Source organism: Mucilaginibacter terrae, assembly GCF_042679325.1.
GTDB classification, from domain to species: domain Bacteria; phylum Bacteroidota; class Bacteroidia; order Sphingobacteriales; family Sphingobacteriaceae; genus Mucilaginibacter; species Mucilaginibacter terrae.
Window position 1 is genome coordinate 12367 of sequence record NZ_JBHTMJ010000022.1, and the last position, 22202, is coordinate 34568.

A 22202-nucleotide genomic window follows, 5' to 3' on the forward strand; every position below is an offset into this window, starting at 1 on the left:
CGTAACCGTTGGTTTAAGATCTTTCTTTTCTGGTATCCGTTTAAGCGTTATTTTTGTGCAGAATGTTTGGAGCGATACCATATTTTTAAGCCTAATTACGGTAATTAAGTATTTGCATCATCAGTTAAATATAGTTATACGTTTATTTGTGGAACGTCATCAATAAAATTTAAAGTATAATTGTTGATTAAACCTCCTTTATTACATGAAGCGTTTATTTTCTAATTTAACCGTTCAGGTACTTATAGCTATTATCGTGGGTGTGTTGGTGGGTATATATTATCCTGCTTTTGGCCCAATAGCGCAGCGTATAAGCAAAATGTTTATCAGCTTAATTAGTATGCTGATAGCACCTATCATATTTTTTACCATAGTGCTGGGCATTGCCGGCATGAACGATATGAAAAAGGTTGGCCGGGTAGGCGGTAAAGCTTTATTGTATTTTGAGGTAGTGACCACCTTTGCCTTAATTATTGGCGTAACCGTAGCTAACCTGGTTAAACCGGGTGCTGGCTTAAAAATGCAGGTTACAACCGACGCGGCCAAGGTAGCACAATACCAGCAACAGGCCAGCGAAATGAACCTGGGCGATTTCTTCAGCCACATTATACCTGGAAACTTTGTTGATGCCTTTGCAAAAGGCGATATTTTGCAGGTTTTGGTATTGGCTGTATTATTTGGCTTTGGTTTGAGCCGTATGGGCAGTAACGGGCACTCGCTTATTCATACGTTTGAAAAACTATCGAAAGTGTTTTTTAATATTTTAACCATGGTAATGAAGCTTGCACCCCTGGGTGCTTTTGGCGGTATTGCCTATACCGTAAGTACGCACGGTATTAAAACGCTTAAACCGCTGGCTATGCTCATGGGGTCGGTTTATGTAACCATGGCCCTATTTATATTTGTAGTGCTCAACCTCATTTGTTACCTGTGCAAGGTAAGTTTGTGGAAATATTTGAAGTTCATTCGCCGCGAGATCCTGATCGTGTTCGGTACCTCTTCGTCCGAGTCGGCCTTGCCGGGCATGATGGAGAAGATGGAAAGCATTGGCTGTGCCCGCTCTGTGGTGGGCTTGGTTATCCCAACCGGTTACTCATTTAATTTAGATGGTACCACTATTTACCTCAGCATGGCTACCATTTTTTTAGCTCAGGTTTTCCATGTGCCGCTTTCGCTGGGGCAGGAATTAGCCATTATCGGCATTTTAATAGTAACCTCTAAAGGTGCGGCCGGCGTAACGGGTAGCGGCTTTATTGTATTGACTTCCACGCTGGCGGCTATTAAGGTAATCCCTGTAGAAGGTGTAGCATTGCTGTTAGGTGTAGACCGTTTTATGAGCGAAGCCCGGGCTATTACCAATGTGATAGGTAACGGCGTTGCTACTATAGCGGTTTCCATTAGTGAGAAGTCGTTTGATCGCAGTAAGTACGCTGCAGCGGTTAGTAAGTAGCCCCTCCCAACCCTCCCCGGGAGGGAGGGCTTTTTAGCCCTGGGCTCTTGTCCCACCCCCCGCAAATTAATCCCAATCCCCCTTCCAAATACTTATTTCATTTCTTATCTCTTGTTTCTTGGCTCTTGTTTCTTTTTTTATAGCTTTGCCGTACAAAAGCAAAAACCATGAGTGTTCTCGTAAATAAAGATTCAAAAGTAATTGTTCAGGGTTTTACCGGTAATGAAGGCACTTACCATGCCGAACAAATGATTGCCTACGGAACCCAGTTAGTAGGTGGCGTTACACCCGGCAAAGGCGGACAAACTCACCTTGACCGTCCGGTGTTTAATACCGTTAAAGACGCGGTAGATAAAACCGGTGCCAACGTATCTATCATTTTTGTACCTCCTGCATTTGCAGCCGATGCCATTATGGAAGCGGCCGAAGGCGGCATTAAGGTAATTGTTTGTATCACCGAAGGTATTCCAACTAAAGACATGATTCAGGTTAAAGAATATTTAACCGATAAGGATACACGTTTAATTGGCCCTAACTGCCCGGGTATTATTACGGCCGACGAAGCCAAGATTGGCATTATGCCAGGCTTTATCTTTAAAAAAGGTAACGTTGGCGTGGTTTCCAAATCGGGTACTTTAACTTACGAAGCAGTTGACCAGGTGGTTAAAGCAGGTTTAGGTATTACTACCGCTATTGGTATTGGTGGCGACCCTATTATTGGTACCCCAACTAAAGAAGCGGTTGAATTGCTGATGAACGACCCCGAAACTCACGGTATTATTATGATAGGTGAAATTGGTGGTAACATGGAAGCAGATGCCGCCCATTGGATTAAAGCACATGGTACTAAACCCGTAGTAGGTTTCATTGCCGGCCAAACTGCGCCTCCGGGCCGTAGAATGGGTCATGCTGGTGCAATTGTAGGTGGTGAAGACGATACAGCAGCCGCTAAAATGAAAATTATGACCGAGTGCGGTATCCGTGTAGTAGAATCACCAGCCGAAATTGGCGCTGCCATGGCTGAGGAGTTGGCTAAGCTGGCATAGTTTATAGAAACAAGAGCCAAGAGATTGGCTTGAACATATAAAAAATCCCGGCCAGCTGGTGCGGGATTTTTTTGTAGTACACCCATCAATGCCCGTTTTAAATTTTAATAGCATTTAAGGTGTAAATCACAATAGATTAAAGTTTGTCAGTCTAAGCATTTTAACCTGTCATGGGTAGCTTGTCGACGATTTAGTAGAGTGTATAAGTCTTCGACAAGCCCTTGACTGACAGTAGGTAGAATTAATATGTATTGGGTAGTTTTAGCGAGTAACAGCTGCAAATGCTTCCAATTATCAACCCCCAACAGCCCAAACAATGAAGATTGTATGACGGGTATGTTTTCACTTACCTGTGCCTATCTCTTGTTTCCTGACTCTTTACTCCTGATTCCTGACTCCCGACCCTTACTCCTGATTCCTGACTTTTGACTCCCGATTCTACTTTTCCTTAGAGCTAAATATCCCTATTTGCTCCAGCAGTAACGAGGCGTTAAAGGTTTTACATTCGCCGTCCTTCATTTTATAATCGAACAACATTTCGCCATTCAATACCTGTATGTCAAAGTAAAAATTGCGTACATAATTAGGATACTGATTTTCTAATTGCGCCAGTTGCAGGTCGTGCGTGGCAACCAGGCCTACCCCATGCTGACTGATCAGCTTTTCTATCACCGCTTTTGAGCCTAAGTACTTATCAACCGAGTTGGTACCCCGCAGCATTTCATCAATTAAAAAGAAGATGTTAGGTTGGGTGTCCACTGCTTTCAGCAGCATTTGTAACCTATCCAGTTCAGCTTTAAAAGTTGAGGTACTTTCGTTCAGCGAATCTTTAATACGCATGTAGCTGAACAATTGAACAACCGATACTTCCATACTTTTCGCACAAACCGGTGCACCGGCCAGGGCCAGCACGGTGTTAATACCCAGTGTACGCAAAAAGGTACTCTTACCAGCCATATTCGATCCGGTGATGATGTCGACCTTGCGGGTGTTGTTCAGCTCGTAACTATTGGTTACCCGTAACTTTTCTTTAATCAGCGGGTGTGCTATTTCTTTAGCAGTTAAGGTAAAGCCATCACCTTCGGCAATTTGCGGCACTACCCAATCAGGGTAGTTAATGTGTAAACTGGCCAGGCTAATCAGTGCTTCATATTCGGCTATCACATCAAACGCGGCTTCTATCTCCTCATGATTTTCACGTTTCCACTTCTCTATGGCTAACACATAGCGCACATTCCAAACAAAAATTATATTTAGAAAAAAGCCTACAAACATATTTAAGCGCTGGTTCAGATTATTGATCAAGCCTGATAATTGGCCCATAATAGCAGCCGTGCTTTTACCATCAGGGCGTTTGATCACATTAGCCAGTACTGCGCTGTAGCCTGCCGTCCAGGTTACTGCTTCAATTCCGGTAAATACATCGGCGTAACTCTTTAAGGTATTGCCAATTTTGCCTGCAATTAAATCGGTTTGATTAGTAGCCTTAGTAGTAGCTCCGGTGATCACAAAGTTCAGTAAGGCTATACTTATGGCTATATACTTTACCCATGGCACGTAAAAAGACACCATAAAAGCCGCAACAAGCACTACAGGCGCAACAACAATATATTTGGTTAACCAGTATTGGCCGGGCATACTAACAGGCGTATGCAGGTATTTAAAAAGCCTGGACAAACCATCGGCGTCCTCTTTATTAGCAAACAGCAATCGGGCTTGCGTTTCCAGTTTCCAGGGAGATTTTCCTTTTAACTCTACTATAGCTTCTTGTCTTTGTAAAATTACAGGCTTGGCTGCGGGAGTTGTTAACCAGTAGGCCAGTTTTTGCCTGCCGGTTGAAGTGGCAGCCCGGTTAATGAGCTGATAGAGGGAAGCGTTACCAAATATATCAAGATCAGATGTATAGTAGTGTTTTTCGTTGTTATAGCTGTCTCCGTTTGCGTAGATGTTGGCATGCTGTTTCATGCTGTCTATTTCATTTTGGTTAACGGCTTTAAAGTTTTGAAAGTATGTTTTTTGCTTTTCGAACCAGCTTTGGCGCGCCACCAGCCAGTTGAATAACACGCCTATAATAACCGCACCTGTAGCGAATAAGGTAAAGGTTTCGAGCTTAACCGCCCAATAAATAAGTACCAGCAAAGTACCGAACGCAATTAACCGCAGCAGCGAAAATACATTAACCTTTTTTTGGTAATACTGGATTTGCTCCTGGGCAATGACAATATTTTGTTGATAAGTAGATATGATGGTTTCGGTCATACAATAGAATTTTGACCAAATTAAACCAAATTTTGGCAGCTCATGGTTTTTAGCCGTTTATTTGTACCATGAAAATAACGCTGCTCACGGTTGGTAAAACCGAAGATGCTTATATTAAGGAAGGGATAGACAAGTTTGTGAAAAGGCTGAAACACTATACCAAGCTCGAAATTACCGACCTGCCCGAACTCAAGAACACTAAGGCACTAACCCCCGAGCAGCAAAAAACTAAAGAAGCCGAACTCATTTTAAAAAAACTCTCCGCTACCGACCATGTGGTTTTGCTGGACGAAAACGGTTTGGAATTTAACTCTGTACAGTTTGCCGATTACCTGGATAAAAAGGCCATTGGCTCGGTACAATCCATCGTATTTGTTATAGGTGGTCCTTATGGTTTTGATGCCACGGTTTACGAACGCGCCAACGCCAAACTGGCCCTATCGCGCATGACTTTCTCCCACCAGATGGTCAGGTTGTTTTTTGTGGAGCAGTTATACCGTGCTTACAGCATTATTAAAGGAGAGCCTTACCATCACCAATAAGAGAGAGACAAGAAATAAGAGGCAAGAAACAAGACTTACTTGCCATTTCACATTTCTTAACTCTTGTATCTTGTTTCTTACCTCTTGTTTCTAAATTCCGAGGTATTATCTTTGTACAACTCCGGCTCCCCCTTTAGGGGGCAGGGGGCTCCATGGGTCACGACCATTCACACCATCACCACGATCATGCTCCCAAGCTTGATCGTTTAAATACCGCTTTTATTATTGGCATTCTCCTTAATTCGGCATTCGTTATTATTGAAGCTGGTGTGGGCTTTGCCAAAGGCTCGCTTTCCCTGCTTACCGATGCCGGTCATAACCTGAGCGATGTTGCCAGTTTAGCCCTGGCATTGTTAGCCTTTAAATTGAGTAAGGTGAGGGCTAACAACATGTACACTTATGGCTATAAGCGGTCTACCATTGTGGTATCTTTACTTAACGCAGTGATCCTGGTGGCTGCTGTAGGTATTATTGCTTACGAGGCTATTTTAAGGATAGGTCATCCGCAACCCGTACCAGGCATTACTGTAGCATGGGTGGCCTTTGCGGGTATTTTGGTAAACGGTGTTACCGCCTGGCTGTTTATGAAAGACAAGGAAAAAGACCTCAACGTTAAAGGCGCCTATATGCACATGGCGGTTGATGCAATAGTATCGTTAGGCGTGGTAATATCGGGCCTGGTGATTTACTTTACCCAATGGTATTGGGTAGATAGCGCCGTGAGTTTAATTATTGTGATCGTAATTATGGCAGGCACCTGGCAATTACTGGCCGATAGCCTCCGTTTGGAATTTGATGGTGTACCCAAGCAAATGGACTTAAATAAAATTAAGACTGAACTCATGAAAGCCAAAGGGGTAAAAGATATACACCACATGCACGTATGGGCACTAAGCACCACCGAAAATGCTTTAACCGCTCACCTGGTTATTCACCCCGAAGAAACCAACAATTTCAACCAGATCAAGCACGACCTGCGCCACCGGCTGGAGCATTTAGAAATACAGCATAGCACCTTTGAACCCGAATTTGCCGGAGAGGCTTGTTACGAAAAGGAGTGTACCCCCCAGCCTCCTGAAGGGGAAACTTTTAAAAAACATAATCATTAAAACAGGAAAAGCCGAAGCTAAACTCTTCGGCTTTTTCTGCTTGATTATTGCGGCTATTAAGCTTCTTCTGCTTCATCCGACACTCCAGCTCCCCCTTGAGGAGGCTGGGGGGCTTTCGCTTCTTCATTAAAAATAGGCATATCCTTCAAAATATAATACCAGGCCAATACCTTTTTTATATCCGAAGCATATACTTTTTCTTCATCGTGGTCGGGTGCTACCTCACGGAAAAACTCACGTAATTTTTTACCTTCGGCTTTTACTTCAGGCACTGTTTCGGCATTTTTTATGCGCTCTAAAACATCTATCAGTTTAATGTCCTCATCGGCACCAAAAATGGTAATCTCATCTAAAGCGGCCATTTTAGCGGTACTCAGGTTTACCACCAGCTTGGTCTTCTTCTCGTCCAGGCTTTCCAGTACGAAACCGGTTTTATTTTGGGCAAGCGCTTTCCATAATCCGGGTTTGCCTCCTACCGATACAATTCCTTGTAAATTCATTTATTTTATGTTGCGGGTTGTGAGCAGCGAGCTGCGGGTTGCAGAAAATCTCTGGCAATTCGCAACTCAACACTCGCAACACTAATTATTCCTCAATTACTTCAATGCTGGTGATCTTATCACCCTGACGAATAGCGTCTACCACGTCTACGTTTTCAACCACTTTACCAAATACGGTGTGGTTTCTGTCCAGGTGAGCGGTGTTATCGCGGCTGTGGCAAATAAAGAATTGTGAACTGCCGGTGTTACGGCCGGCATGTGCCATTGATAACACGCCACGGTCGTGGTACTGGTTTTCGCCGGTTAATTCACAGTCGATACGGGTACCTGAGCCACCTGCACCTGTACCGGTTGGGTCGCCACCTTGTACAACGAAATTAGGAATTACACGGTGAAAAGTTACACCATTGTAAAAGCCTGTTTTAGCCAGGTTTAAAAAGTTGGCTACAGTATTAGGGGCATCTTTATCGTAAAATTCGATGGTCATGTCACCCTTTTCGGTTTTCATTATTGCTTTACTCATGTCTTTTCGGTTTTCTTAAAACAGGTGGCAAAGTTAAACATTTTAGGCAATCCCGTAAACATATAATAGCTTAGGTATTTATTCGTTACATTTGAATATGGGAACCGAGCAAATAGTAGAGGAAATAAATAAACTGCCCATTAGCCAGCGGCTTACGGTAATTGAATTGACCATTAAAAATTTAAAACAGGAAAATAAAAGAGACAAACTACTGGCCGGTGCAGATCATTTATACAATGATTATGTTACCGACGCAGAACTAACTACTTTTAGCAACCTGGACCGCGAAGACTTTTATGAAGCAAGGTGAGGTATGGCTAATTAGCCTTGACCCAACTATAGGCTCCGAAATAAAGAAAACCCGACCTGCGATCATTATTAATGACTACGCATTAGGCAAGTTGCCTCTAAGAATAATTGTACCGCTTACCGATTGGAAAGCACATTATAATACAGCTATCTGGATGGTTAATATTAAACCCGACCCCAATAATAATTTATCTAAATCATCAGCTGCTGACTGCTTTCAAATAAGATCAGTTTCCGAACAGCGTTTTGTTAAAAGATTGGGCCGTACAAACTCGTTACATCTCAATGAAATTCAATTAGCTGTAGCCTCTGTAATTTCTTTATCTTAAATCCGCAATGAAGAAATACCTTTTAGCTTTAACCTTACTCCTTTTCCCATTACTCATGCGGGCGGCTTCCATCCTGTTACCTATGGATGAGGTTCAAAAAGACCACCTGAAAAGCTACGGCATTGCCTATTGGATATTGCGTAATGGCGAGGATGTAGACTGGCTGCTCAATTACCGCGGCGGCAGCTTCATGACCAAGTACAGCAAGCCACTCGAAGATGAATGCAAGATACGCGGTGTGAGTTACGAGGTTTTGGCCGATGCCCGGGTAAATGCTATCCTTACCGAGGTAAGCGACCCATCAGTTAATATGGATGTGGTGAAGTTGCAAAAGGCGCCTAAGATGGCGGTGTATTCGCCTAAGAGTAAGCTGCCCTGGGACGATGCCGTTACCCTGGTGCTGAAGTATGCCGAGATACCTTACGATGTGGTTTACGATGAGGAGGTTATAAAAGGCGACCTGCTAAAATATGATTGGCTGCACATGCACCACGAAGATTTTACCGGCCAGTACAGTAAGTTTTACGGTGCGTTCCGCTTTCAGCCCTGGTACCAGGAGGATGTAAAGAGCCAGGAGGCTATGGCTCATAAGTTGGGTTTTAAAAAGGTATCGCAAATGAAATTAGCTGTGGCAAAAAACATCCATGAATTTTGTGGAGGTGGTGGCTTTTTGTTTGCCATGTGCTCGGGGACGGATACATTTGATATTGCCCTATCCGCCTCCGCTACCGACCTATGTGAGAGTATGTTCGACGGTGACCCGGCCGATTACCGTGCCCAGTTTAAATTAGATTATAGCCAAACCTTTGCTTTTAAAGATTTTAAGCTGGATATGAACCCGATGTCGCACCAGTTTAGCGATATTGATGTTACACCTTTTAGGCAGGTAGAGCGTACCCGCGACTTTTTTACCCTGTTCGATTTTTCGGCCAAGTGGGATGTGGTGCCCAGCATGCTAACGCAGAACCACGATAAGGTGATTAAGGGTTTTATGGGCCTTACCACGGCCTACAACAAAAACCGCATTAAGCCCGATGTTACTATTATGGGCGAAATGAAGACTCAGAACGAAGCCCGCTACATTCACGGCGAGTACGGCAAAGGCCAGTTTACCTTCTATGGCGGCCACGACCCCGAAGATTACCAACACGCCGTAGGCGACCCTCCTACCGACCTTAAACTGCATCCCAATTCGCCCGGTTACCGGTTGATCCTGAATAATGTATTATTCCCGGCAGCTAAGAAAAAGAAGCAGAAGACGTGATGTTAATGTGCTAATGTGCAGATTATTAATTGCAGATGTAGGATCAGTGTTCACCACTACAGTGCCCGTTAATCTTATTAACTTAAAGGATTAACTTTTTATTTATATAACTCATTTTTGCAGTTTTTCGCATGACGATTTACGACAAAATACGGCTTAAAGGTGTTTACGTTTGACCGTTTTGTAAACGCTTTTCGTAAACAATATTTTAGCTCTTAGAAAAGGAGATGCATATTTATTATGCCGGTAAAGCCTTGACTCCTGACTCTGTACTCCTGACTCTAATTTGGTGTTGCCTTCGGCCCGGGCTTTCCCCTGCAAGTCCTCATTGCGCTACGCTTCATTCCGGGCTTTACGGTACAATCCCTAACACGAGGATTGGTTGAGTGGTTGAATGGTGGGCAGTTGATTGGTTTAAATTTTCCTACAAACATACTTCTTAACTACTCAACCAATTAACCAATCAACTACTTAACCAAACCTGCGTTAGCGATTGCAGCGGATACCGGCCCGTGGCTAAGGCCTGTGCAGTATGAGCGTAAAGCGCGGCCCGGAGGGAAACGCCCAAGCTGTTATTACAAATCGGCAATTACATGCCCTGGCACAATTCCTTCGCACCCCTCCAAGGAGGGGAATTTAAAACTACACATCGAAACTCCTGCTCCCCCTTATGGTGCTGGGAGACTAATTATAAAACGTCCAGCTTACACCGAACTTGAGTATCTTATCGCCCATGGGGTAACGGTTAACGGTGTAATACCCGTTGCTTTGCAGATTTTGATTAACGTATTCATACTGAATGAACAGGTTGGTACGAAACAGGGTGGCCTTAATGTAAGGGGTGATTACCGGGTAGGTTAAAAAAGATATATCGGAGCTATTGTAAAACTGGCCTAAACCCACCGCATAGTTTGGTGCGGTATAAGCGGTATTATAACGTGCATTGACACCCAAGCTGGTATTTAACACCTGGAAAAACAACGTGGTATAATAGATATTAGCATAGTTGTAAAACTGCGGCGTACGCAGGGTGGATTGATAGTCGGACCGTTGGTAAACCAGGTAGTCCTCGGCATGCCAATTGCCCCAGGCTATCTTTTTGCCTACGCTTACTTTGAGCATGTTTAGCGGCGAACTTAGCTGTGTTGGCGCTACATCGTTACCGCCGGGGGTTTGCGCGGCAAAATACTGGTAGCCGTTCACTAAAAAGTATTCGGCCTTTAAATCAATTAGCAGCTTATCATTAATGTAATTGAACGACACATTATTGATCTGCTGCTTGCCGATGCCGGTATTGCGGAATACATAATGGTTGGTAATGTAATTTTTGTAAACCAGCGGTGCTTCATTGTTTTGCAGGTAGGCCCCTAAAACAATACGCCCGGCTTTTTCGCCACCAGCCAGGTTTACCTTTACATCGTACAGGTAATCGCCAAAGTTATAGCCAGTTACTACCTGTTGAAAATCGCCGTCGAGCCCTACCTTATCGCTAAAGCGGTAACTGAAACGGGCATTTAACTTGATGTTTTGATTGGTGGTATTTTGCACCCGGCGCTGTTGGTTACGCAAGCCGGTGTTTAACTGGGTCGAATCGTTAATGTACTGGCTGTAGCGGAAAAAGTCATGCGTTAAGCCCACATCCAGTTTAACCTCGTTTTTTACAAAACTTACCGATTTGCCGCGCAGGTAAAAGCTGTACGAAAAATCGTTACGGATATTGGTTACGCCCAACGAATCCTGCGATATATTGGCATTAAAAAAGTAGTCGGGGAAAACCTTGTAAGTATCGGGTTCATTTTGCGCGAAGGTGTACTTTTGTACATTATAATACAGCGTATGCGACACCCGCTGGGTAGGCAGTATTTTTTGCGAACCGGTACCATCGGCACCCTTGCTCGTTAGCGTATCTATACGGCCTAAGTAATAATACTGTTTAATGTACAAGCCATTGTTGCGGTAATTCAAAAACGCGTTATTAAGTCGCACAGCTTCGTTTTGCTTATCGAACGAACCGGTATTAAAGATATTTTCGTTAACGATGGAACCGCTTTCGGGCGATTTGAGGTTATTAAAAATAATGTTAGCCAGTACATTATAACGCTTGCCTTTCGATTCGTACCAGGTAGCTATGGCGGCGTTTAGGTCGCTTACATTTTGCCGGCGATAATAACCGCGCGAGCCCGTGGAATTAAAATTAAAAGTAAAGTTCCAGTTGGGCTTAACGTTTTGGGTGTGTACAAGTTTAAAGATCTGATCGGACTGCGGGTTGCCAAATGCCCCGCTATAAAAGGACATATTGGTGTAAGCCACCCTGGTACGGTAGTATAAAATATCTTCGGGCCTTAACATATATACATCTAACGCGTGGTTACCCGCATCGAAACCAACGGTTTTCAGTGGTTCGAAAAGCAGGGGGCGTTGCGGCAATCCGGTGCTCCCCAAATGTATGCGTGGACTGTAGGGCTGGTTAAGCGGACTATAATTTTCAAAATTTACCAGGCCCGTATCCAGCGGAAATACCTGGGTACTATCCTTCAGTAACCGCTCGTTGGTAACCTTAACAAACTTGGAAGTGTAAATGATGCTGTCCTCCTTGTTTTCCTGGCGTTTGCGGGTACTGTCGATAGATTCGGAGTTCGACATTTTACGCGCACCGGCACGCAGCGTATCGGCCCCGTACGGCCTGTCGGGTATTTGGGCAAAGGCCGTTTGTACCCATACCAGTAGCAGCAGTGTACCAATTATATATTTAAGCTTATCCAGCATTCCTGTTAGTATCGTATGGCAAGTAACCCCACCCCTGCCCTCCCCAGAGGGGAGGGAGTTGTAATTAACCTTGTTCAAAGTCCTCTGCTTTGGAGAGGATTATTCATTGGTAATTGATTTTTGGTACTCATGAGGGCTTCGCCGTTTAGGTGAGGTTTGCTATCAATTCCTTCAAAATATGGGTCATAAACGGCTCGGCATTACGGGCTGTTTCTATGATCTCCTCAATTGATACCGGTTTCAGCGTATCGGGGAAACCTTCGTCGGTTAATACCGAAATGGCAAAAACCGGTAAACCCATGTGGTTGGCCACAATAACCTCGGGCGCGGTGCTCATACCTACGGCATCGCCGCCTATAATGCGCAAATAGCGGTATTCGGCACGGGTTTCTAAATTAGGGCCTGTAACCGCTACATAAACTCCCTTGTGGCAGGTTATATTGTTATCGGCGGCAATTTGTAAAGCTTTTTCTGTCAATGTCTTATCGTAAGGCTCGCTCATATCGGGGAAGCGCGGGCCCAGTTCATCATCATTACTGCCCACCAACGGGTTAGTAGGCTGCAAATTGATGTGATCGTCTATCACCATCAGGTCGCCTTTTTTAAAGGCAGGGTTTAGGGCACCGCTGGCATTGGATACGAACAGGGTTTTAATGCCCAGCATTTTCATTACCCTAACCGGGAAGGTAATTTGCTGCATGTTATACCCTTCGTAATAATGCAAACGACCCTGCATGGCTACCACCTTTTTACCAGCCAGCGTGCCAAATATTAACCGGCCCGAGTGAAACTCCAGCGTTGAGATAGGAAAATCGGGGATGTTGGAATAAGGTAGTTGTTTGATCACCTCAATTTCTTTAACCAGGCCACCCAAACCGGTACCTAAAATTATACCAACTTCGGGTTCAAAATCACCTATGCGGCTTTTAATAAAGTCGGCGGTACGTTTTATATTGTTTAACATAGTTATATATAGTATTATTAAACTGCTGTTGTTGCTGGTTTAAAAACTGAATACCAATGGGCAACACCCAAATTGGCAAAGCTTTTACCTGCGGTAGCAGTTGTGGTTCGTATAAGCGCTGGGCATCTTTTTCGGTAGTAATAATTACTTTTTTGGGTGCCTTGCAACCATTAAAATCCTTTGCAAGTTTAGCAATATTTTTTATGCTAAATTGGTGATGGTCGGGATAATTATGATGTATAACGTGTAAAGTATGCTCTTTGATATAGCTGAGTAAAGGTTGTGCGTTGGCAATGCCGGTCAGCAAAAATACGGTGGTGTGGCTATCAATGTTTTTGCTTACAGGTTGGCCTTCTAAATTCTGCAATGGCAGGTAAGTTATACCGGTAAAATAAACCTGCTGGTAATGCAAGGGCAGTAAAACCTCTAACGCCTTTTGCTGCTGTGCCTGGGTTAAACCGGCAGGGCATTTACTCACTACCATAACATCGGCGCGGTAGCGGCCAATAAAGGGCTCGCGCAGGTTACCGGCGGGTAACAAAAGTTTCGGATCGTTCAACCGGTTATAATCTAACAGTAAGATCTTAAAGCCGGGGTTTACGGCCCGGTGCTGGTAGGCATCATCCAAAACTATAACTTCATGATCGTTCATTAACTGCTCAATACCCCAGGCACGCTTTTCGGAAACGGCTACCGTAATACCAGGAAACTTTTGATGGAACTGGCTGGGCTCGTCGCCTAACTCGGTAGCAGTAATGGAGGTGGCGGTAGCGGTAAGGAAACCTTTGGTTTGGCGGCCATAGCCACGGCTAAGGGTGGCCAGTTTGTGATCGTCTTTCAATAAGCGCACGAGGTACTCGGTCATGGGGGTTTTACCGGCGCCACCTACATCCAGGTTACCTACGGCAATAACAGGCAAATTAAACGTACGGCTGGTAAATATACCGGCATCGTATAACCAGTTACGCATTATAACTACCAGGCCATATACTAAAGAAAAAGGGAGCAATAGCCACCGCAGATACTTCGTCATTACGGGCTAAAGATACAAAAACGGTACCGTTGATTTTTTTGTGATTAAATGATGACCCTGATTATTCAACGACATTAACGAAATCTGCGGTACCGTTGATTTTTTTGTGATTGTATGATGGCGTTGATTATTCAGCGACATCAACGAAATCAATTAAATCTGCGGTACCGTTGATTTTTTTGTGATTGTATGATGGCGTTGATTATTCAACGACATTAACGAAATCTGCGGTACCGTTGATTTTTTTGTGATTAAATGATGACCCTGATTATTCAGCGACATCAACGAAATCAATTAAATCTGCGGTACCGTTGATTTTTTTGTGATTAAATGATGACCCTGATTATTCAACGACATTAACGAAATAAATTAAAATCCGCAGTAGATGACTATCATTTAATTGAATGGCGACGGTCCTGCTAATGAACGCAATAAACCCGCAACGTTATTCTTGATTTTTTTGGTGAGATACTTTGTTTTTAGATAATTAGCATAGCTGTATCCATTGTGCCCGTAAAAGGCTTTTTGTAGCTCTTGCTGTGCGTTGGCAGGGAGCCCTTTTGCAATATTCTGATAATCAAAATATTTACGTAACAAAGCCTTTTTATAGGCAAGTCCGTTTATAATATTACGGTCGAAAACGGTTTTAAGCACACTCACTTCTTCTAAAAAGTTGTACCCGGTAGCATACACCTTACCGGTTATGTCCTGATCGTGCTTGCGGAAATAGTTTAACACCCTGCCCGATATATATACCTTACCTTGTAAAGAGGCCTCGATCCAGAAAAGCCAGTCGCCGCAAAATTTATATTGCGTAAATGCAGGTGAAATAGTCTCGTACACATCTTTACGGAAAACAGCCATACTGGCATTAAAAACCGCGTTGCGATACAACATGTGTTGTTGTATAAAGCTGGTACCGGCAACGTACTCAAAAACTTTACGGTGTGTGGTTTGCCACATAATATCATCGGCATCATTTATAATGTGCGATTGCACGTAGGCAAAAACACAGGCATCATCGGCCTGTAAGGCGTTAACTAAAACCTCCAGCATTCCGGGTTCGCACCAGTCGTCGCTTTCGGCTACCCAAATGTATTTACCAACGGCAAGGTTAATTCCCTTGTGCCACTGCTTAAAAGTGCTGTTGCTGTTTACGGCGTTTATAATAATGTGGCTCACTTTAGGATGACGTGCATATTCCTCAATAATTGCGGCACTGCTATCTGTTGAGCAATCATCCAGTATAATCAATTCAAAATCCTGAAAGGTTTGACCCAAAACAGAATCGATGCGCTGCTTTAAATATTTTTGGTGGTTGTAATTAGGAATAATGACAGATACCAGCGGCATATTTTAGGGATTAATAACGTTATACCTGCGTCGTAAAAAATCAAAACACAAACTTATCGCCGGCCTTTGCAGCATTTCTACGGCTTTCGTCGCATACCTCAAAATAGAAAAAATCGCTTACATGGCGGGGTACGGTAAGGCCGTTCACATCCTGATCGTTATACATGATCTTTTGAATACCGTATTTAGCCGATTGTGATCCTTTTTGAAAATACGAGATCTTAACCGTATGCTCGTAGTTACCAGTTGGGTTAAATGCAACAGGGTATGTGCCGGGCGATTGCTTATAACCGGCCTGTAGCTTGGTTACGCCCAGTTCCACCTTTAATTTTTGCAGCACGTCATCCATATCGGCATCGGCTTCGCCGTAGGCAATTACCGAGTAAGGTTTGTCAAGCGCATTCAAGGAGATCTTGATCTTGGCCTTTATTTCCTTACCGCCACTGCGGATGATGATATCGCTGGTGTCTTTATACAGGTTGTAAACCCGGTCAACATCCAATTGGGGCTGGGCAACTTTCTTTTGTGCCGCAGCCAAATTAACAAACAATAAACTGAAGATGATGAAGTAAACTTTTTTCATGAATGCTGTTTGATGCCAGGATTAAAAATCGAACTTCTCGGGTTTAAGGGTACTGCGGCGCGCGGTGTCTCCTACTTCAAAGTAAAAGAAATCGGCCGTGTAGTGCGGGGTGCCGGTTTCGCCCACCAGTTGATTACGCACCTCTATTTTTTTAATACCGTATTTAGCGTATTGGGTACCTTTTTGATAAAGCGATACCTGTATATTATTTTCGTAAATACGGTTTTGATCAAAATTAACGGCATTTGGGTGAAGCAGTTTTCTATAGCCAGCCTTAACCTTGGTTTCGCCTAACTCTTCTACCAGGTTTTCCAGATCGCCGTCGGCCGCCGCTTCGCCATAAACAATAATGCGGTACGGTTTGCCTTTAGCATTATAGTTAACGATCACCTTAGCGTTAATTTCCCTTTCACCAACAAAAATGGTGGTTTCAGTGCGACCTTTGTATTTACTGTACAAGCGGTCAAGGTCGGTTTGAGCCATACCTTTTGAAGTAAAAGCCAGGCACATTACCAATATGCCCAATATTAACATCGAAACTTTTTTGATACGTAACATGGGGAAATTGTTAAACATAATGCAATAATAACAGAATATGCGATACTATGGCAATATAAAGCCGTTTTTTTGAACGATTAGGTATTAATTTACACTAACGATAAACGGATTTGAGCCTGAATTAATTACGTCCAATTTCATCACAAATTAGTTACAATAATTTAACCCGGTTACCCTACAGTACATCACAGTTTAAACCTTCAAAATAGTTTACTTTAAAGCATCAATTAAACCAATTACCTGTAATGAGAATTTCCTTTAATGCCTTGATGTTGGCCTGCCTTATGTTATTATGTGCTCATACCACTGTTTTTTCTCAAAAAATGATGGAAAAACTGGGCCGTGGCGTAGTTGCCATAAACCAGGGCGGCGGCAAGGTTTACGTGGGATGGCGCTTACTGACCACAGATGCCGACAATTTAGCGTTTAACCTGTACCGAACCACGGGCAGCAAAGGCACCGTTAAGGTTAATGCTTCTCCTATTATATCTACTACCAACTATATTGACCAACTGGCCGACAGCACCGCCGCTACTACCTACTTTGTGAAAGAAGTATTGAACAGAAAAGAAGGCGTGGCAAGTGCTGCCTATACCCTGCCGGTTAACAGCGCCGGAAAACCGTATCTGTCTGTACCCTTGCAAACTATGGCCGGCTACAAACCCAATGATGCTTCGGTAGGAGACCTGGATGGCGACGGCGAGTACGAGATCATTTTGCATCAGGCGGGCGTTGGTCATGATAACTCGCACAGTGGCATTACCAGCGATCCTATTTTAGAGGCTTATAAATTAGACGGAACCCTGCTGTGGCGTATAAACCTGGGCCGCAACATACGCGAGGGCGCGCACTATACCCAGTTTATGGTGTACGACCTGGATGGCGACGGCAAGGCCGAGGTAGCCTGTAAAACTGCTGATGGTACTATAGACGGGCAGGGAAAGGTGATAGGTGACTCGACCAAAACATGGCGCAACAGCCAGGGCCATATTTTGCACGGCCCCGAATACCTGACCGTGTTTAACGGCTTAACCGGCGCTGCCATTAATACAACCGGCTACGTACCCACACTACACCCTACCACGTTGGAGCCTACTACCGAACAGATCAAAGAAATTTGGGGCGATGGTTACGGCAACCGCGGTATGCGCTTTTTAGCAGCCATTGCTTATTTAGATGGTGTACACCCCAGTTTAATTATGTGCCGCGGCTACTACACCCGTACCGTAATTGCAGCCTGGGACCTGGACAAAGGCAAGCTTAAACAACGCTGGGTTTTTGACAGCGATGCCAGCGCCGAAACACGTCCGTTTCGCGGGCAGGGCAACCACAATTTGACCATTGCCGATGTGGATAATGATGGTAAGGACGAAATTGTGTACGGTGCCATGACCTTAGACGATAACGGTAAGGGCCTTTACAGTACCCGCATTGGCCATGCCGATGCCCTGCATGTATCGGACCTGGACCCTAACCGGCCCGGACTGGAAGTTTTTGACATACAGGAACGCTTTGGCGATGCCGGGGCTAACTTTCGCGATGCCCGTACAGGTGAGGTGATCTGGAAGATCCCGTCGGTTAAAGCTGGCGATGATGGCGAAGGGCCGGGCCGTGGCTTATCGCTGGATGTGGACCCACGTTACCCGGGATTTGAATCGTGGGTGGCCGGGGCAGGTATTTCGGGCATGTACGATGTGAAGGGCAACAAAATTGCCGAGCGCAATCCATCGGTCAACTTCGGCATTTTTTGGGATGATGATATGCTGAGCGAACTGCTGGACGGTACCCGCATTACCAAATGGGACTATCAAAACGCTAAACCCAACATGCTATTGAACGCTGCCCTGTACGATTGTGTGAGCAACAACGGTACTAAGCAAAACCCCGTACTCAGCGGTGATATACTGGGCGACTGGCGCGAAGAAGCCATTTACGCCACCCGCAACGGTAAGGAACTCCGCATATTTACCACCACCATACCCGCCAAAAACCGCATGTACACCTTTATGCACGATCCACAATACCGCCTCAGCATTGCCTGGCAAAACGTAGCCTACAACCAGCCGCCCCATACCAGTTTTTTTATTGGCGAAGGCATGAAAACCCCACCGAAGCCGAATATTGTTATTGTTGGGGAGAAGGGGAAGAAGTAGGGGGATTGATATACCATTGCAAACCCGTGATGCGAGTTACGAAGCAACCCCTGCGTAGAAATGTACCAGTTTACCTAGCGCGCAGGGATTGCTTCACTATCGTTCGCAATGACGGTTTTATACCCGTTATGCCGAACTTGTTTCGGCAACACATCAGAAGGTATAAATGCGGATAATAAAACGGATAACGTTCGCGACTAAGCACGTGGGATGCCGAAATAAATTCGGTATGACGGGCGGAGTTAATTTTATAACCGTTTACGCCCGATAATTGCAGGGCCTTTTATTAATTCACCTGTTTGAAGGTGGCTGATTACTTCTTTACTCAACTTGGTTAATTCTGCATACGTATTGATAGGTGCAGTAAGTACAAACACCGTTATCGTGTACTTATCAAAGCTTTGCTGATACTGCAAATTTTTATCGAATATAATCAGCACGTCGAAACTATGTTCAATTAAGAGCTTTAATAGTTTGCCATTCTTTACGCCATTCCACCCTTTGTCTCTAACGGTGTAAACTTCATGTTCAGCAAAATCAAGCTTTAACCTTTTAGGCAGGTTCTCATCAAGCAACAGCTTCATATAGTGCCAAGAAGTTTTTGGATGCCGTTATTTTCTTGGCCGCGTCAAGCAAGGCAATAGCCTGTTCTTTAGAAACCGTAGGAAAATCATCCAAAAATTCATCGAGTGATACACCAGCTTCCAGGTGATCAAATAAAGTTTCAACAGGTACACGCGTATCTTTAAATACAGGCTGCCCTCCCATAATTTCCTGATCAATAGTTACCAACTGCTGAATGTGCATAACCAAATTTACAATTATTATTTAAGAAATGTCTTGCCCAGTCAACCAAGTTCTATTTATAATGGGGTAAACAAAAGCCGCTTTTGTTACCTTTAGTTATCATATGACCCGCTACAAAAATCAGCATGGCAACTCCGGCGTTTTGGCTTACGAAATTGGCGAGGATAGTATTGCCATTCAGTTTGTTAGAGGCGATAGTTATTTATACACCTACCGCAAACCCGGCAAAACACAGGTGGACCAGATGAAAGTGCTGGCTGCGCAAGGAGAAGGATTAAGTACTTATATTAGCAGGGTGGTTAAGGGGAGGTATGAAGAGAAGTTGTAACAAGTAAACTTACACTTCAATGTACGGAACCTGATGTTAACACGAAGATTATAATTAATTAATAGTTATATTATAACAATATATTATTTTCGTTTAGCATTTAACGTAACCTTATTCACATGCGCAAAACATACCAACTATTAGCCATATTTACCTGCTTGCTTCTTGCCTTAGGCTGCCGTAAAGACCTCTATACTGGCAGTAATGAATCCTCACCTGTTGAAAAAGCTAATGATTTCAGAACTTTGTTTTATAGTAGAGGTCATAATAAAATGTTAGTACAAAAACTTAATGATTCATTAAATATTAAATGGGAAGTAAATTGGGACAGCTATAAACAATCTAATATTGCAGATTCGTTAACTTACTATTATTTCGACCTTAACCCCAAAACATTCAATAAAGAAACCTTCAAGGAAGACAAGCCTATTCAAGAAGTAGATTATAAAAAGTTTTTAATAGTTGGCAAAACTCCAACTCAAACTTTCTTCAGAATAGCGACCTACTATTTTGATAATGAGTATAAGGCTGAAAATAAAAAAACTCGGGCAATTGGAAAAAACTATAAACTAAAGAATTTTTCGGGTAGAGTTTTATATCAAAATCTTGATCTTCATACAAATAATGTAAGTATTTATAAAAATGGTGTAAAAACAAGCAGCACCGCCAGTTCTAAAACTGCCTCGCAGGCAAAAAAAGTTAACGGCTGGCAGTTAGAATGCAAGACCGAACACTATTGCGTATACACAAGTCAATGTCCCAATGAAGGATATTATATTGTAGAAGTTCGTAGCGAAAATATTTGTTCCTTTTTTCCACCTTATTATATCAGTTCATACTGTTCCAGGCCACTGCAAGAATGGTATCTTCAGGAATCTAATTCATACGAGATATGCCAAAATGTGTGGTATCCTGATCCTCCGGCTGATCCAGGCGATAACCCTGGTGGTGGTGGTGGTGGTGATGGCGGCGGTGATGATAACTCTGGAAATAGCGCAGCTGTGAATGCACTTCAACATGAAATAAATATAAAAGAAGATTTTCTAATTGATTGTGATAGCTTAACGTTATTAGCTTACAATGGTTACGGCGGCATGTACCAGCAGGTGGCGCAGTTCACCCCCTCGCAGACTATAAAAAACAGAATAGAATATTTACAAACGTTTACAGGTCTTAATTTTTCTACATTTAATGTTCAAAATTTAGATGATGCTTATGGTACGGTAGTAAACAGCGACTTTTTTCCTGTACGAATTAGCCAAATGCCCACCGGAATGACTGCATCCAACCTTACTGAATATTTTAGAACACACCTTAATGATTTTATAACTACCGGTGAACACTTCACACCATATAGATATGGTGATATTGATGATACGGATTGGTTTAATCAGCCCGGTGCTGCTTCGGTTGGTGCGCTTGTGCATATTGAATTACTAAATAATGGTACAGTGATTGAATCAGATTACCAAATAGATGCCAACGCTGCTTCATTTAAATTTACAACCATGACTTCGCCGTTAGATGTTAATCACCCGGTATCGGGCAACCGCGAGTTTGGTGTATATGCCGACCCTCGCCCCGGCCATGCTGGGCATTTTACTTTTTATACCATGGGTGTAGATAGAGCAAGCGATTGGATGTTTCATTATGGAAATGAAGCACTTGGTGGGTTTAAGGCAGCAGACAAGCTTTGGTCAAACATGCAAGAGCAAATGATTAATTACATTAACTCCCATGGAGGGCAAGCAGGCTTTTATGATAACAAGCATACCATAGCCCGCCCCGATTGGGATGCTGTAAAAGAATACCTGCAAGGTGATATTGACTTAGCTACACTTAAACAGAAATTAGGATGTTAAAATTTATTAGATATTTTACTGTGGTTTTTGTAATTGGATTTGTTGGTGGAGTTTTATTTTACATCCTACATTCTCTTTTTTACGATGAAGTTCTTTACCGAAACCCTGGTATTATATTTAGTTTACTATTTGGTATCGTAATTACATTTTTAAGCTATAGTACATTGCTTTTTTTAAAAGCCTCATTACAGCAATTAAGAAATACTAGTAAATTTAAATTTGGCATATATGCTACAATAATTACACTGATTATTTTTTTTGTTATTAGCAGATTCTCGTGGGGAATAGATATAGTGAGTGTGCTAAATTATCTTGCCAGTATAACATTAAGTAATTTCTTTATTTTTTATTTGGATAGTTACTTAACTACATTATTCAAACTCAAACCAACAAGCAATTAATTACATTTCACTTTCTGCAACTAACAGATTGGCATATGTGCGGATCCTACAAGACCCAATGAA

The 22202-nt window shown here is 43.2% G+C and carries 21 protein-coding genes; 10 read left to right on the forward strand and 11 right to left on the reverse strand.

The annotated features are described in order from the left end of the window. Positions 1-205: 205 nt before the first annotated feature. Positions 206-1450 (forward strand): C4-dicarboxylate transporter DctA, encoded by a 1245-nt coding sequence (gene dctA, locus ACFQ3S_RS19485; protein ID WP_377167793.1) that lies wholly within the window; start codon positions 206-208, stop codon positions 1448-1450. Between the two features lie 167 nt (positions 1451-1617). Continuing rightward, entirely contained in the window at positions 1618-2496 is an 879-nt protein-coding gene (gene sucD / locus ACFQ3S_RS19490; protein WP_377167796.1) for a succinate--CoA ligase subunit alpha, read from the forward strand. A 438-nt stretch (positions 2497-2934) separates the two neighbouring features. On the opposite strand, the gene ACFQ3S_RS19495 is transcribed toward sucD, so the two are convergent. Next, positions 2935-4755, reverse strand: coding sequence for a MutS-related protein (locus ACFQ3S_RS19495; RefSeq protein ID WP_377167799.1), 1821 nt, complete (start codon positions 4753-4755; stop codon positions 2935-2937). 68 nt (positions 4756-4823) lie between these two features. On the opposite strand from ACFQ3S_RS19495, the gene rlmH reads away from it, so the two are divergent. Further along, a complete protein-coding gene (gene rlmH / locus ACFQ3S_RS19500; protein ID WP_377167802.1) occupies positions 4824-5297 on the forward strand; it encodes a 23S rRNA (pseudouridine(1915)-N(3))-methyltransferase RlmH in 474 nt (157 codons plus the stop codon). 152 nt (positions 5298-5449) lie between these two features. Next, a complete protein-coding gene (locus tag ACFQ3S_RS19505; protein ID WP_377167805.1) occupies positions 5450-6406 on the forward strand; it encodes a cation diffusion facilitator family transporter in 957 nt (318 codons plus the stop codon). A gap of 56 nt (positions 6407-6462) precedes the next feature. Here ACFQ3S_RS19505 and ACFQ3S_RS19510 read toward each other — a convergent pair whose 3' ends face one another. Together ACFQ3S_RS19510 and ACFQ3S_RS19515 are read right to left on the reverse strand one after the other, a co-directional pair. Continuing rightward, positions 6463-6906: a DUF5606 family protein gene (locus ACFQ3S_RS19510; protein WP_377167808.1), complete on the reverse strand. Its 444-nt coding sequence runs from the start codon at positions 6904-6906 to the stop codon at positions 6463-6465. Positions 6907-6991: 85 nt separating this feature from the next. Beyond that, positions 6992-7429, reverse strand: a complete 438-nt coding sequence (locus ACFQ3S_RS19515) for a peptidylprolyl isomerase (protein WP_377167811.1) — start codon at positions 7427-7429, stop codon at positions 6992-6994. A 97-nt stretch (positions 7430-7526) separates the two neighbouring features. On the opposite strand from ACFQ3S_RS19515, the gene ACFQ3S_RS19520 reads away from it, so the two are divergent. Genes ACFQ3S_RS19520 through ACFQ3S_RS19530 form a run of 3 tightly spaced genes read left to right on the forward strand, consistent with a single transcriptional unit; the run spans position 7527 to position 9331 of the window. Then, entirely contained in the window at positions 7527-7739 is a 213-nt protein-coding gene (locus ACFQ3S_RS19520) for a hypothetical protein (protein ID WP_377167814.1), read from the forward strand. Continuing rightward, positions 7726-8067, forward strand: coding sequence for a type II toxin-antitoxin system PemK/MazF family toxin (locus ACFQ3S_RS19525; protein ID WP_377167817.1), 342 nt, complete (start codon positions 7726-7728; stop codon positions 8065-8067). The genes ACFQ3S_RS19520 and ACFQ3S_RS19525 overlap by 14 nt, the downstream gene beginning before the upstream one ends. Before the next feature lie 7 nt (positions 8068-8074). Continuing rightward, positions 8075-9331 carry an asparagine synthetase B gene (locus ACFQ3S_RS19530; RefSeq protein WP_377167820.1) on the forward strand — a complete coding sequence of 419 codons (1257 nt, stop codon included), beginning with the start codon at positions 8075-8077 and terminating at the stop codon, positions 9329-9331. A gap of 684 nt (positions 9332-10015) precedes the next feature. Here ACFQ3S_RS19530 and ACFQ3S_RS19535 read toward each other — a convergent pair. The 6 genes from ACFQ3S_RS19535 to ACFQ3S_RS19560 form a co-directional block, all read right to left on the reverse strand. Continuing rightward, positions 10016-12097, reverse strand: coding sequence for a putative porin (locus ACFQ3S_RS19535; protein WP_377167823.1), 2082 nt, complete (start codon positions 12095-12097; stop codon positions 10016-10018). A gap of 145 nt (positions 12098-12242) precedes the next feature. Further along, the gene (locus tag ACFQ3S_RS19540) at positions 12243-13061 is read right to left on the reverse strand and encodes a purine-nucleoside phosphorylase (RefSeq protein WP_377167826.1); all 819 of its coding nucleotides are present in this window, start codon (positions 13059-13061) and stop codon (positions 12243-12245) included. Then, positions 13024-14094 carry a tetraacyldisaccharide 4'-kinase gene (gene lpxK / locus ACFQ3S_RS19545; RefSeq protein WP_377167829.1) on the reverse strand — a complete coding sequence of 357 codons (1071 nt, stop codon included), beginning with the start codon at positions 14092-14094 and terminating at the stop codon, positions 13024-13026. The genes ACFQ3S_RS19540 and lpxK overlap by 38 nt, the downstream gene beginning before the upstream one ends. Positions 14095-14490: 396 nt before the next feature. Then, positions 14491-15447, reverse strand: a complete 957-nt coding sequence (locus tag ACFQ3S_RS19550) for a glycosyltransferase family 2 protein (protein WP_377167832.1) — start codon at positions 15445-15447, stop codon at positions 14491-14493. A 40-nt stretch (positions 15448-15487) separates the two neighbouring features. Then, positions 15488-16030 carry a hypothetical protein gene (locus tag ACFQ3S_RS19555; protein ID WP_377167835.1) on the reverse strand — a complete coding sequence of 181 codons (543 nt, stop codon included), beginning with the start codon at positions 16028-16030 and terminating at the stop codon, positions 15488-15490. Between the two features lie 21 nt (positions 16031-16051). Continuing rightward, positions 16052-16588, reverse strand: a complete 537-nt coding sequence (locus ACFQ3S_RS19560; protein WP_377167838.1) for a hypothetical protein — start codon at positions 16586-16588, stop codon at positions 16052-16054. Between the two features lie 245 nt (positions 16589-16833). Here ACFQ3S_RS19560 and ACFQ3S_RS19565 point away from each other — a divergent pair, with 245 nt between their 5' ends. Then, entirely contained in the window at positions 16834-18741 is a 1908-nt protein-coding gene (locus ACFQ3S_RS19565) for a rhamnogalacturonan lyase (RefSeq protein WP_377167841.1), read from the forward strand. 248 nt (positions 18742-18989) lie between these two features. On the opposite strand, the gene ACFQ3S_RS19570 is transcribed toward ACFQ3S_RS19565, so the two are convergent. Both ACFQ3S_RS19570 and ACFQ3S_RS19575 read right to left on the reverse strand, forming a co-directional pair. Beyond that, positions 18990-19325, reverse strand: coding sequence for a hypothetical protein (locus ACFQ3S_RS19570; protein WP_377167844.1), 336 nt, complete (start codon positions 19323-19325; stop codon positions 18990-18992). Continuing rightward, positions 19309-19548, reverse strand: coding sequence for a DUF433 domain-containing protein (locus ACFQ3S_RS19575; RefSeq protein ID WP_377167847.1), 240 nt, complete (start codon positions 19546-19548; stop codon positions 19309-19311). Before ACFQ3S_RS19575 ends, ACFQ3S_RS19570 begins: the two co-directional genes overlap by 17 nt. Positions 19549-19651: 103 nt before the next feature. Between ACFQ3S_RS19575 and ACFQ3S_RS19580 the strand changes: the two genes are divergently transcribed. Both ACFQ3S_RS19580 and ACFQ3S_RS19585 read left to right on the forward strand, forming a co-directional pair. Beyond that, positions 19652-19876 (forward strand): hypothetical protein, encoded by a 225-nt coding sequence (locus tag ACFQ3S_RS19580; RefSeq protein ID WP_377167850.1) that lies wholly within the window; start codon positions 19652-19654, stop codon positions 19874-19876. Between the two features lie 119 nt (positions 19877-19995). Then, positions 19996-21738, forward strand: coding sequence for a hypothetical protein (locus tag ACFQ3S_RS19585; RefSeq protein ID WP_377167853.1), 1743 nt, complete (start codon positions 19996-19998; stop codon positions 21736-21738). Positions 21739-22202 lie beyond the last annotated feature (464 nt).

Coding starts and splice junctions, on each gene's coding strand:
- dctA (WP_377167793.1), top strand. CDS start 206: ATGAAGCGTTTATTTTCTAATTTAACCGTTCAGGTACTTATAGCTATT.
- ACFQ3S_RS19560 (WP_377167838.1), bottom strand. CDS start 16,588: ATGTTACGTATCAAAAAAGTTTCGATGTTAATATTGGGCATATTGGTA.
- ACFQ3S_RS19515 (WP_377167811.1), bottom strand. CDS start 7,429: ATGAGTAAAGCAATAATGAAAACCGAAAAGGGTGACATGACCATCGAA.
- ACFQ3S_RS19570 (WP_377167844.1), bottom strand. CDS start 19,325: ATGAAGCTGTTGCTTGATGAGAACCTGCCTAAAAGGTTAAAGCTTGAT.
- ACFQ3S_RS19535 (WP_377167823.1), bottom strand. CDS start 12,097: ATGCTGGATAAGCTTAAATATATAATTGGTACACTGCTGCTACTGGTA.
- ACFQ3S_RS19580 (WP_377167850.1), top strand. CDS start 19,652: ATGACCCGCTACAAAAATCAGCATGGCAACTCCGGCGTTTTGGCTTAC.
- ACFQ3S_RS19530 (WP_377167820.1), top strand. CDS start 8,075: ATGAAGAAATACCTTTTAGCTTTAACCTTACTCCTTTTCCCATTACTC.
- ACFQ3S_RS19520 (WP_377167814.1), top strand. CDS start 7,527: ATGGGAACCGAGCAAATAGTAGAGGAAATAAATAAACTGCCCATTAGC.
- rlmH (WP_377167802.1), top strand. CDS start 4,824: ATGAAAATAACGCTGCTCACGGTTGGTAAAACCGAAGATGCTTATATT.
- ACFQ3S_RS19525 (WP_377167817.1), top strand. CDS start 7,726: ATGAAGCAAGGTGAGGTATGGCTAATTAGCCTTGACCCAACTATAGGC.
- ACFQ3S_RS19495 (WP_377167799.1), bottom strand. CDS start 4,755: ATGACCGAAACCATCATATCTACTTATCAACAAAATATTGTCATTGCC.
- ACFQ3S_RS19510 (WP_377167808.1), bottom strand. CDS start 6,906: ATGAATTTACAAGGAATTGTATCGGTAGGAGGCAAACCCGGATTATGG.
- ACFQ3S_RS19565 (WP_377167841.1), top strand. CDS start 16,834: ATGAGAATTTCCTTTAATGCCTTGATGTTGGCCTGCCTTATGTTATTA.
- ACFQ3S_RS19585 (WP_377167853.1), top strand. CDS start 19,996: ATGCGCAAAACATACCAACTATTAGCCATATTTACCTGCTTGCTTCTT.
- ACFQ3S_RS19505 (WP_377167805.1), top strand. CDS start 5,450: ATGGGTCACGACCATTCACACCATCACCACGATCATGCTCCCAAGCTT.
- lpxK (WP_377167829.1), bottom strand. CDS start 14,094: ATGACGAAGTATCTGCGGTGGCTATTGCTCCCTTTTTCTTTAGTATAT.
- ACFQ3S_RS19555 (WP_377167835.1), bottom strand. CDS start 16,030: ATGAAAAAAGTTTACTTCATCATCTTCAGTTTATTGTTTGTTAATTTG.
- ACFQ3S_RS19575 (WP_377167847.1), bottom strand. CDS start 19,548: ATGCACATTCAGCAGTTGGTAACTATTGATCAGGAAATTATGGGAGGG.
- ACFQ3S_RS19540 (WP_377167826.1), bottom strand. CDS start 13,061: ATGTTAAACAATATAAAACGTACCGCCGACTTTATTAAAAGCCGCATA.
- ACFQ3S_RS19550 (WP_377167832.1), bottom strand. CDS start 15,447: ATGCCGCTGGTATCTGTCATTATTCCTAATTACAACCACCAAAAATAT.
- sucD (WP_377167796.1), top strand. CDS start 1,618: ATGAGTGTTCTCGTAAATAAAGATTCAAAAGTAATTGTTCAGGGTTTT.